Source organism: Longimicrobium sp. (assembly GCF_036554565.1).
Lineage (GTDB): Bacteria > Gemmatimonadota > Gemmatimonadetes > Longimicrobiales > Longimicrobiaceae > Longimicrobium.
In genome coordinates, this window is sequence record NZ_DATBNB010000036.1 from 1 (window position 1) to 11489 (window position 11489).

At 70.5% G+C, this 11489-nt stretch carries 8 protein-coding genes; 2 read left to right on the plus strand and 6 right to left on the minus strand.

Going from position 1 to position 11489, the window contains the following annotated elements:
• Window positions 1-334: 334 nt before the first annotated feature.
• The 5 genes from VIB55_RS01030 to VIB55_RS01050 all read right to left on the minus strand — a co-directional run bounded on the left by VIB55_RS01030 (window position 335) and on the right by VIB55_RS01050 (window position 5590).
• Complete coding sequence (locus VIB55_RS01030; protein ID WP_331874801.1) at window positions 335-796, minus strand: hypothetical protein; 462 nt, start codon at window positions 794-796, stop codon at window positions 335-337.
• Window positions 793-1185, minus strand: a complete 393-nt coding sequence (locus VIB55_RS01035; protein WP_331874802.1) for a hypothetical protein — start codon at window positions 1183-1185, stop codon at window positions 793-795. The genes VIB55_RS01030 and VIB55_RS01035 overlap by 4 nt, the downstream gene beginning before the upstream one ends.
• A 259-nt stretch (window positions 1186-1444) precedes the next feature.
• On the minus strand, window positions 1445-3292 hold the full coding sequence (locus VIB55_RS01040) for an Ig-like domain-containing protein (RefSeq protein ID WP_331874803.1): 1848 nt from the start codon (window positions 3290-3292) through the stop codon (window positions 1445-1447).
• Between the two features lie 187 nt (window positions 3293-3479).
• The gene (locus VIB55_RS01045) at window positions 3480-4082 is read right to left on the minus strand and encodes a M23 family metallopeptidase (protein ID WP_331874804.1); all 603 of its coding nucleotides are present in this window, start codon (window positions 4080-4082) and stop codon (window positions 3480-3482) included.
• Complete coding sequence (locus VIB55_RS01050) at window positions 4079-5590, minus strand: acyl-CoA synthetase (protein WP_349262978.1); 1512 nt, start codon at window positions 5588-5590, stop codon at window positions 4079-4081. Before VIB55_RS01050 ends, VIB55_RS01045 begins: the two co-directional genes overlap by 4 nt.
• A gap of 376 nt (window positions 5591-5966) precedes the next feature.
• On the opposite strand from VIB55_RS01050, the gene VIB55_RS01055 reads away from it, so the two are divergent.
• The gene (locus VIB55_RS01055; protein ID WP_331874806.1) at window positions 5967-8024 is read left to right on the plus strand and encodes a hypothetical protein; all 2058 of its coding nucleotides are present in this window, start codon (window positions 5967-5969) and stop codon (window positions 8022-8024) included.
• The gene (locus VIB55_RS01060) at window positions 8021-9259 is read left to right on the plus strand and encodes an HD-GYP domain-containing protein (RefSeq protein ID WP_331874807.1); all 1239 of its coding nucleotides are present in this window, start codon (window positions 8021-8023) and stop codon (window positions 9257-9259) included. Before VIB55_RS01055 ends, VIB55_RS01060 begins: the two co-directional genes overlap by 4 nt.
• Window positions 9260-9842: 583 nt before the next feature.
• Here VIB55_RS01060 and VIB55_RS01065 read toward each other — a convergent pair.
• A partial coding sequence (locus VIB55_RS01065; protein WP_331874808.1) for a DUF5916 domain-containing protein occupies window positions 9843-11489 on the minus strand: 1647 nt, incomplete at its 5' end.

Sequence of the window (11489 nt, forward strand, 5' to 3'; positions counted from 1 at the left end):
CCCCCGCAAACCCCGCGGGAGAGGGGAGAACTTCGGTCGCGGTTCGACTGGCTGCCGGCGCATGCCGCGGGAGCCCCCTCTCCCCGGCCCTCTCCCCCGCTTCGCAGGGGAAAGGGAGAATTCGATCGCGTTCCCGCCACACCTGCTTCGCGCCCCTATCGCGCGCACCCTCACCGGAACAACGCGCAAAGCCCTGTCATCCTTGAGGCCCAGGCGCGCCGAATCGGCCCGCACACCATTCCTCGCGGGCCGAAGGATCTAGCCTTAAACTACGAAACAATCCTGGGCGCGGCAGCGGTCGCCCGACCCTGAGCCGCGGATCCCGGCGCCGCCGCTACCGGGCGGACACGTCCCGAAGCCGTGGGTCGATCCGGCTCACCGCGCGCACCGCCACTCCGCGCAGCTGGTGGAGCAGGTAGAGCAGGCGGAACGTGGCTCCGGATGCGAGCTTCCCGTTCCGCAGCTTGGAAAGGTAACCGGGCGACAGCGACGCGAACCGCTCGATCTGTACCTGCGTGAGGCCGCCGCGCCGGAGATCGTTGATCAGCGCCCGCTGCTGGCGCAGCCTCTTGCGCCGGTACGAGCGCTCCAGCGCCGCCTCCAGGGCATCCGTGTCGGCGGCGTTCAGGGCCATATCCCCGCAGATGTCGCAAACGGGCAGAACGAGTTGCTCGCCAACTCGCACCCGGGGATCGTCGCGGTGCTCCATCACGAACCCCGAAACGTCCGCAGGCCGCATCGTGCCTTCTCCGCACGCGCCGCAGGGGCGCTCCGGCATCATTGGCTTCTCGGTCATCTGAACCTCCTCCTGGAACGCTGCACGGTGCCACGCACGGTCGAGAGGTCATGCTCGGCGGGATGACAGGAAACGATGCCGGGCTCCCCATCCTGCATCTGGATCTCGATCTTCAGATACCACCCCTCTCCTTGAATCAACTTGCCGTATACGTCCTGCACCTGCCGGTTCGGCGTCCGGAGCGTGTGCGAATAGTCGCCGTCCTCGAGTGAGAGCACCGCCACCTTCACGTGCTCCCTCGCCTCTCGAACGGTGCACTTCCGGATACGGCAGACCACGTCCAGCGCGCGAGTCTTGTATACGTGAAAGTTGCCGCTCTGCACCTGGGCCTGGAACGCCGGTAGATCAACACCGGGCCCGGGTACGCGCGCAGCGCCGAACAGAGTCATTGGGACTCAGTCCTATGCTAAAAGGAAACCGCCCCTCTGGCAAGGGGCGGCATCAGGGAGAGATCGCGGGGAAAGATCAGAGGGTTTCGCGCAGAGCGCAATGGACATTCAGTACACGCCACAGGTGGTCCGGGTCAGGGCGCGCCTCCTCGACCCTCGATGCACCACCACACCCGGTCATCCGGCCAAGGCGCACCGAACCTACCCGCGCCCCATCCCTCGCGGGCCGAAGGATCCAGGCTGTCGGGGATCCCCGGCGCTACGGGCGGCGCGTGTACGTCACCGAAACCGTAATTGGTGTGGTCGAGGCGGGAACCGTGATCGTCTGTGCCTGCGGGCTGGGATCGTACAGGTCCCCTTCGAATCCGAAGGTGAAACAGCGTACTTCGGCCAGCCCCGCCGCGGGCCCGGCCGTGGGCCCTGCCGACGTGGTATACGCGAAAGACGCTGCTCCCTGCGCCCAGTACACGCCGCACGGCACCGACCCGTCATATTCCGCGGGAACCCCTGAGAGCTTCAGCGCGACGGCGCCAGAAGCCAGTTCAAAGGCAAAGTGCGTGGTCGCCTGGCCGCCACTCGGGACGGTAACCACGCGATTGTTGTTCAGCGCGCGGTACGTGAAGCTCGGCCCGTCCGGGTCGGGCCGGCTGCCCACCTCCAGCATGGTGATCGTGTGCGGACCCGCCGGCAACTGGTCGATCACGAGCGACAGTGCGGTGCCCATCTGCCGCTCACGCAGCAGGCCGTCGGGGCCGGCGATCCGGACCACCGCGTTCGACAGCGACGAATGCGGAACCTCGTCCCGGGTCACCAGGATTGAGCCGGGCTGCTGCGGCAGGACGGTAACCTGCGCCGTTCCCGTCTTTCCCTCCGCCGTTGCCGTGACGGGAAACGGCCCGCCGGACGCGATTCCGGTGACCACGCCGGACGCGCTGACCTGCACGAACGCCGCGCTGTTGGTCGACCAGGAAACCGTCCGGCCGCTCAGCACGTTCCCGTCCGCGTCCCGAAGCGTGGCCGTAAGCTGCTGCGTGGCCCCGACTTCTACGCTGACGGGGCTCGGCGTCACCGTTACCGAGGCCACCGGCACGGGCACCACCGTTACGACCGCGATCGCCGCCTTGCCTTCGGCCGTCGCGGTGATCATGGCGTTCCCCGGAGAAACGCCCTGCACCTGCTGCGCGGCGTTCACCGTGGCGACCGCCACGTTCGAGGTGATCAGCGTAACCTGACGGCCGGCGAGCACGTTGCCGGCCGCGTCACGGGCGGTCACCGTCAGCTGCGCCGACTTCCCCACCTCCACCTGGAGGGAGCCGGGCTCCAGCGTCAGCGATGCGATCGGAACCGGAACTACGGTGACGGTGGCGGTCGCCGTCTTGCCTTCGGCCGTCGCGGTGATGGTGGCGGTTCCCGGGGCCACGCCCTGCACCTGCTGCGCGGCGTTCACCGTGGCGACCGCCATGTTCGAGGTGATCAGCGTGACCTGACGGCCGGCGAGCGCGTTTCCGGCGGCGTCGCGGGCGGTCACCGTCAGCTGCACCGACTTCCCCACCTCCACCTGTGGCGAACCCGGCTCCAGCGTCAGCGACGCGATGGGTACCGGGACGACGGTGACGGTGGCGGTCGCCGTCTTCCCTTCGGCTGTCGCCGTGATGGTGGCGGTTCCGGGAGCCACGCCCTGCACCTGCATGGCGGCGTTCACCGTGGCGACCGCCGCATTCGAGCTGACGAGCGTAACCTGGCGTCCGGCCAGCGGGTTCCCGGCCGCGTCACGGGCCGTCACCGTCAGCTGCACCGCCTTCCCCACCTCCACCTGCGGCGAGCCGGGCTCCACCGTCAGCGACGCGATGGGGACCGGGAGGATGGTTACGGTGACCGTTCCGCTCTTTCCGTCCGTGCTCGCGGTAACGTTCGCCGTACCGGCACTCACGCCGGTGAGCATTCCCCCCGCGCCCACGGTCGCCACCGCGTCGCTGCTGCTCGTCCAGGTGAAGGTCTTCCCCGCGACGGCGCCGCCCGCGGCGTTCCTGGCGACCGCCGAAAGCTGCATCGTCTGTCCGCCGATCACCGGCCCACTGGGCGCGGCTACTTCGACGGTCGCGACCACGTTGTCCGTTGGCGGTGGCGTGACGCCCCCGGATTCTCCCCCGCATCCGGCGGAGAGAATCGCGCTGAAACCGACGAACATGAGCGCGGACAGACGCATGCGGCCTCGGGGTATGCTTTGGGAATGGTGTGTGGGCTGGGAGGGAAAATAACAGTTTTTCGCGCGCGGAGCAAACATATGTCCCCGCTCAGGGCGGGCGTGCCGCCTCGGCCTGCAGGAGGTGGTACGGGTTCAGGTCGCGGCCCTTCCACCAGCGGTTCGGGTCCGTGACCGTGTGGATGGAGAAGTGGAGGTGCGGCGATCCCGTGACGTTCCCCGTGCTCCCCACGTACCCGATCACGTCGCCCGCGCGGACGAGGTCGCCTTCCTTGAGCCCCGGCCGATAGCCGTGCAGGTGGGCGTAGTAGTAGATGGTCCGCGCGTCGCTCCCCCGCTGGTAGATGGAGATACCGCCCACCGCGTTGGAGTCGCGCTTCACGATCACCCCCTCCGCCGCCGCGACGACGGGCGTGCCCTGCTTCGCGAAGATGTCGACTCCCTTGTGCAATCGCCCGCCGGAGCGCGCGGCGCCGTACGTGTCCTTCAACTCGCCCCGCAGCACCCCCGCGACGGGGATCGTCAGCCCGGCCGCATCCGCCGCGGGCACCGCGAGGCTGGCCCGCGTCGGGAAGCCGATCGTGAGCACCCGGTCGGCGGCGGCAAGGTAGATCGCCAGCCCCACGATCAGCGCCACCTCCGCCAGCGCCACGCCGATCGTCGCGCCACGCAGGGTGACGCGCGGCATCCTCATCCGCCACCGGCCGCGAAAAGCTTCGCCACCTCGGGCTTCATCACCGTGCCCCTGGCGTTGCGCGGAAGGGCCTCCACCCGGCGCAGGTCGCGGGGCAGCTTGTAGGGCGCCAGGTGGTCGCGCGCCCACCCCTGCAGTTCATCCAGCGTCACCGCCGATCCATCCGCCGCCTCCACCGCCACGCAGATCCGCTCGCCCCAATCGGGATCGTCCACGCCCACGACGGCGCACTCGGCGATGGCGGGATGCGTGCGCAGCACCTCCTCGATCTCCAGCGCCGAGACCTTGTATCCGCCCGTCTTGATGATGTCGACGCTGCGGCGGCCCAGAAGCCGGTAGTACCCGTCTTCCACCACGGCCACGTCGCCGGTGCGGAACCAGCCGTCGCGAAACGCCTCCCCCGTGGCCTCGGGGCGGCGCCAGTACTCCAGGAATACGCTGGGCCCGCCGATCTCCACCTCGCCGGGCGTGCCGGGAGGCGCTTCCCCGCCCTCGTCGTCCACCAGCCGCACGCGCACGCCGGGGAGCGGCAGCCCCACGAACCCCGGCCGCCGCTCGCCGTGAAGCGGGTTGCCGAGCGCCATGCCGATCTCCGTCATCCCGTAGCGCTCCAGCAGCACGTGCCCGCTGATCTGCCGCCACCGCTCCAGCGTCTGCACCGGCAGCGCGGCGGAGCCGGAGACCATCAGCCGCATTCGACGGCACCCTTCGGCCATGCGCGCCTGGCGCTCGGGCGGGGCCTGGTCGTACGCGGCGATCAGCCGGTTGTAGACGGTGGGAACGGCCATGAACAGGGTCAGCCGCCCGCTCTCGATCGCCCGCCACGCCTCGTCCGCATCGAAGCGTGCCAGGATTTCGCATGTCGCGCCGGACCACAGGGCACACGAAAGCACGTTCACGATGCCGTGCACGTGGTGAAGCGGCAGCACCAGCAGCGTGCGGTCATCCGCCGACCACTCCCACGCCTGCACCAGCGTGGTCACCTGCGCGCGCAGGTTGGCGTGCGTGGTCACCACGCCCTTGGGCTTTCCCGTCGTGCCGCTGGTGTAGACGATCATCGCCCGGCGCGCCTCGTCCACCCCGGGGAGCACCCCGGGGTCGGCGGCGAGCGCGTCGTCGGTCGATAGGAAACGCCGCCCGTTGCGCTCCGCGATGGGGCGCAGCACCTCCGCGAATCCGCCGTCCGCCATCACGATGGACGCGTCGGCATCCTGCACCACGTACTCCAGCTCGGCCGGGGGATGGGAGACGGCGAGGGGAACGGCGATGCCGCCCGCCCGCCAGATCCCCCACTGCGTGGCGACGTAGTGCCATCCCGGGGCCGCCAGGAATGCGACACGCGTCTCGCGCAGGTCGTCCGCTCCGGCCAGCAGTGCCGAAGCCACGCACGCGGACGCATCCAGCAGGTCCGCGTACGTGAATCGGCCTTCGGGCGCCACGACGGCCGTGCGCTCGGTATGGGCGCGTGCCTGCATGACGATGGGCGGATCAGGATTCTCGAGGGGCATGGGCGGGCGCGGGCGGGTGGAGGTGACCGGCTCCGCAATGTAGGCGGCGGACCCCGCCTGCGCACGCTGGCCCGGGCGGAGCGTCCGCAATCGGCTCGCCGCACGGCCGGATTCGTCCAGCGCGAGATGTGGCGGCTCATGTGAACATGACATCGCGGGAACACCTCGGGCGAAAACCGCGGTTATTGCCGGGCTACTGCCCTTCCGCGTACGCATCGGGACGAATGGTGGAATTCGCAAATCATGTGTGTCGGCAGCAAAGGAACGGGCTGCCCGAAAGGGGCGCGTTCTCCAGGCGGCGGCTTGCACAACCGGGGTTGTCAACGCGCGATTTGTCGTTCATCTTTCCACTGCGGACACCCTCGTTCCATCCCCCATGAACCATCCCCTGGCGGCGTCCCCGCCCGGCGAGCGCCTCGCACTTTCGCGCGGACTCGCCAATTTTCTCGTCGAACTGGCGATTGCGCTGCAGCACCATGGCGTCTATCCGCCCGGGCATCCGTTCCTGGCGCGCTCCGCAGAGGGCGTGGTGCGCCGGCTGGACACGGTGCTGCTCGACCGGGCCTCGCTTTCGTTCGGCGTGGCGCGGCGGCAGCTGGTGATCGAAGGCGTGGCGACGGACGAGAGCAACCCGGTGCTGAGCGGGCTGGCGGACCGCCTTCACCGCCACCGCGTGGGCGCCGTGACGCTCCGGCGCGGGCTGGACGTGGACGAGGTGTCGGCGTTCCTCTGCTTCCTGGCGCGTGAAACGGAGCCCGGACGTCCCCCGCGCGAATGGGGGAACGAGGGATGGCCGCACGCCAGCCTTCACTCCCTCTCGTACGCGCAGCTGGAGCTGACCGGCGACGGCGCTGCCGACGACGGGCACGCCACCGCCGGGGTGCGCGCGGCGCAGCTGTGGGTGGGGCTGGCGCGGGCGGCGCTGGCGTCGGGGACCGAGACGGACGAGACGCCCGAGCCCGCCGTGGTGGCGAAGGCCATCGAGCAGAACGCCCACGCCGTGGCGTACGACCAGGTGATCGTGGGATACCTGCTTCAGCTTGCCCAGGAGCTGCGGACGGAGGGCGGGCGCGGCTCGGCCGAGGTGCGGCGCCGCATGTCTGACATGCTGGGGCGGCTGAACCCGGCCACCATCAAGCGGCTGCTGGAGATGGGTGGCGACGGGGCGCAGCGCCGCCGTTTTCTCCTGGATGCCAGCCACGGGTTCGCCAGCGACGCCGTCGTGCGCCTGGTGGAGATCGCGGCCGAGAGCGAGGGGCAGACCATCTCCAACTCGCTCGTGCGCCTGCTGAACAAGCTGGCCACCCACGCGGGCGAACCCGCCGGCGCCACGCGCGCCGCCGCCGACTCTGCCCTGCGCGAGCAGGTGGAGGCGCTGGTGGGCGGCTGGGGGCTCGCCGATCCCAATCCGCAGGCCTACACCCGCGTGCTGGACGGCCTCTCGACCTCCCTGGCCGGCATCATCGACCTGCTCCCCGGCCCCAACTCTCCCGAGCCCGAACGCATCCTGGAAACGGCGCTGGAGGTGGGCGGCAACGGCCCCACCATCTGGGCCGCGGTCCAGCGGATGGAGGCGGCCGGCCAGCTGCACCGGGTGGTGCACCTGCTGGCTGACGCGCCGCGCCCGGGCGAGCTGGTGGACGCGGGATGGGCGTACGCCTGCCGTCCGGACGGCGTGCGCAGGCTGCTGCGCGAGGGCGCGGACGCATCCGCCGCGCTGGACGCCGTGCTGGCGCGGACGGGTGCGGACGCCGTTCCGCCGTTGCTGGACGAGCTGGCGGATTCGGAAAGCCGCACGGTCCGCCGCGCCGCCGTGGACCGACTGGTCGCGCTGGGGCCGGCGGCGCTCCCGGAAATCGGCCGGCGGATGGCGGATGATCGATGGTACCTGATCCGCAACCTGCTTTCCATCGTCGCGGGCATCGGCGCGGCGCCGGACGGCTTCTCCGTCGCGCCGTTCCTGCGCCACGAGGATGAGCGGGTGCGGCGCGAGGCGTTCAAGGCGGCGCTGCGGCTGGGCGGCGACCGCGAGCGCGTGCTCGGGATGGCGCTGACCGATCCCGACACGCAGGTGCTGCGGCTGGCGCTGGCCGACTGCGCCGACGCGTGCCCCGCCCCGGTGCTTCCGCTGGTCTGCCGCCGCATCGACGATCCCGCCACCGAGCCGGAGGTGCGCGCGCTGGCGGCTCGCGTGTTGGGCGGTTCGCGTGAGCCGATCGCCGTCGCCACGCTGGTGCGCGTGGCCAGCGCGGGACGCACCCTGCTGGGCCGCGTGCGCCTGGCCCATCCCACCCCCGAAGTGCTGGCCGCCATCGCCGCCCTGGGCCGCGGCTGGCCTCAGCATCCCGTTGCCAAGCCGGTGCTGGATGCCGCCCGGCGCTCCGGCCATCCCGAGATGCTCCGCCTGCTCACCACATCGCCCGCCACCGCATGAGCGACGCCGTACGCTTTCTCACCGGGATGGCGCAGGCCATCGCCACGCTGGCGCTGTACGGCGACGGCCACCCCGCGCGCGAGCGGGCGCTGGACGCCGCCTACCAGCCGCTGGCAGACCTGCAAGGTGCCCAGCCCCGGCAGTCGTTCACCTTTCTGGGCGACGAGGTGGTGCACGGTTCCACGCCGCTGGGCGAGCTGCGCAACTGGGAGTGGAGCGGCCGGCTGGTCGCCGCGGGAATGCAGCGGCTGGAGTTCGACGAGCGGGTGTCGCGCGACGAGCTGGAGGCGTTGCTGGAGGAGGTCCTGGCGCGGCTGACGCTGCAGGTGATGGACTCGCCCGAAGCGCGGCAGATGCGGCCGTCGCGCATCCGCATGGGCGCGGTGGGGGTGCGGGGCGAGACGAGCCCCGTCGAAACGTTGACCGCCACGCTGGACTACTCGCTGGCGGACGAGGTGCAGGCCATCCGCTGGATGCACGACGAGGTGGAGCAGATGCGCCCGGTGCCGCTGGCCGAAGCCGAGGCGGTGGTGCGCTCGCTTTCCGTGGCCATGCACGGCGAGCAGCAGATGATCCTCCCGCTGCTGCGGCTGCGCACCCACGACGAGTACACCACCACGCACTCCATGAACGTGGCGGTGCTCACGATGGCGATGGCCGAGTTCCTGGGCTATCCGCAGTCCGACATCCGCGCGTTCGGCGTGGCGGGGCTGCTGCACGACATCGGCAAGGTGCGCATTCCCCGCGACATCCTGAACAAGCCGGGGAAGCTGACGCCGGAGGAGCGGGCCATCATCAACCGCCACCCGATCGACGGCGCGCGGGTGCTGCTGGACACCGAGCGCAACCTGGACATGGCGGCGGTGGTGGCGTACGAGCACCACATCATGCACGATGGCGGGGGCTATCCCGCGCTCCACTACTGCCGAAGCTGCCACTCCGCCAGCCGCCTGGCCCACGTCTGCGACGTGTACGACGCGCTGCGCACCAACCGGCCGTATCGCGAGGCGTGGCCGGCGGAAAAGGTGCTCGGGTACATCGAGGAGCGTGCGGGAACGGAGTTTGATCCCGGCGTGGCTACCTCGTTCGTCCAGATGATGCGGCAGTGGGAGCAGCGCTTCGCCGTCCTCGAAGACGAGCGCCAGCCCGTTCGCGCGCCGGTCCCTGCGGGGGCAGCCGAGGCCTCGGTTCCCGTGACCGCTGCCGCGCCTACGCTTGAAGGTGCCCCAGGCTAGATCCTTCGCCCCGCGAAGTTCCGGTTGCGGGCCGCTCCGGGGCGCTTGGGGCTCAGGATGACAAGCTCTTGTGTGCATCAACGGTTTGGGAGCAGCCCCATACTGGCTCCCTTCCCCCGCGCAGTTTGCGGGGGAAGGGCTGGGGATGGGGGGCGCTCGAGGCATGCGCCGGCCCGAATCGAAACGCCACACGACTGGTGGTACCCCTCTCCCACGCTGTTTGTGGGAGAGGGTCGCACGCGTGTCAGCGCGGCGGGGTGAGGGCCCCACGGCAGGCGACGACTCGGCAACGGTGACCGCTGCCGCGCCCAAGCTCGTACGTGCCTCCGGCTAGATCCTTCGCCCCGCGAAGTTTGTATTGCGGGCAAGTCCGGCGCGCCTGGGGCTCAGGATGACAGAGCCTGGTGTGCATCAACGGTTTGGGAGCGCACACGATGACAGGTCCTGGTGTGCAACCACGGTTTGGGAGCAGCCCCACACTGGCTCCCTTCCCCCGCGGGGTTTGCGGGGGAAGGGCTGGGGATGGGGGGCGGCCGAGGCATGCGCCGGCCCCCGTCGAAACGCCAGAAGTACGGGTGAGGGCTCACCGCAGCGGAATCCAGTACGTCATCTTGAGCGCCAGGTAGTTGTCGCCGTCTGCGCGGAAGGTGTCGCCCAGGTCGCCCACGCCCACGGGACGTCCGCCGGCGGCCTCCGCGTAGCGGTTCTGCTGCCACACCAGGAACAGCGTGCTCCCTGGCCGCCACTCCCACCGCATTACCGTGTTGCTGCGGAACGAGAGTACGTTGAAGTCGTTGTCGGGCAGGGTGAACGACGCGGTGCCGTCGGTGACCGCGTAGCCGTCGTCCGTCGGCTGGATGGTGCTTCCGTCGCGGCCGTACACCCGCAGGCCGCGGCTGCGCGCCGCTGGCAGCTCGCCGAAGGTGTGGTAGCGTCCCGAAGCCGCGTAGGGCTCGGCGTACAGCTCCAGCGAGAGGTCCGGCGTGAACAGGTAGCTCGCCCGCATCCGCGCCACCAGTTCGCTGCGGTCGATGTGCGCGAACACGTAGCGCGTGCCGAACGTTGCCTGCGGCCCGCCCGGGCGCGTGCCCACGTACTGGCGCGGGTCCGTCCAGCGCTGGTAGTTGGGCTCCAGCGAAAGCTGCCACTGCGGCGCGGGCCGGATGGACACGCCCGTGAAGAGCCGGAGCCACTCCTGCCCCTGCACGCTCCCGCCCCGCTCCACCTGCATCCGCAGCCGCGTCTTCGCCGAACTCGCGTTGCCGATGCCGAGGATGGTCATCCACGCGTGGTCGGTGCCCATCAGCGGGCCGCCGCGCGTGGCCGACGCGCTGTTCGCGGGCAGATCCACCCACCCGGTGAAGGTCCCGCGCCAGAAGTTCTTGAGCGTAGCCGTCGCGCTCGTCGTGACCGCTCCCCAGGTGCGCGTTCCCGAGAGGTCCCACGCATTCTCGTTCCCCACGGTCACGCTGTAGCTGCGGAATGCCCCGCGCGGCCGGGTTTCGCGGTAGGTGAGCCCGGCGTTCACCTCCGCGCGGTCCGTGTGGCCCATGGCGCCCGCGTCGTTCAGCTCGAACCCGGGCGTGCGGGCTTCGGCGTCCACACTCCAGAGCCAGTGCGTGCCGCTGTTGCGGGAGATCCCCAGGGAAGTACGAACGCCTGACAGCGAGGTGCGCGACGGGTCCAGCTCCACGTGGGTGGCGTCCGGCCGCTGGTAGTAGCGCACGGGAGCGCGCTGCACGCGAAGGATGGCCAGCGAATCGCCCTGCACGTAGCTCGCGCCCACGTCGCCGCTCAACACGTACTCGCCGTTGCGGAACCGAAGGTTCCAGTCCACCCCGCCGCTGAACGCCTGCCGGTTCATGTACGCCGCCAGGGGCTCGCCGGCCTCGACGTCGCGGTGCACGCCGGTGACCACGAAGCCCGCGGTGGACCCCGAGCGCCCCAGCTCCTGCTGCACCCGCGCCACGCCCGTGACCGTTCGGGGTGCCGCGACGAACCCGTCGAACTCTCCGGCGTCCGTATCGAAGGTGCGCACCCGTTCCTGGTCCGTTACCGCCGCCAGCACGCCGATGGAGGTAGCCGAGGGCAGGCGGCCGGTGAGCTTGGCGGCACCCAGGATGGTGGAGGTGGAGGGCACGTCCAGGTAGGTGTACTCGCCCACCAGGCGGTCGGCCAGGCCGAACACCGCGGCCGAACGCGGGGGCGCGCCGATGCGCCGGGAGTAGAA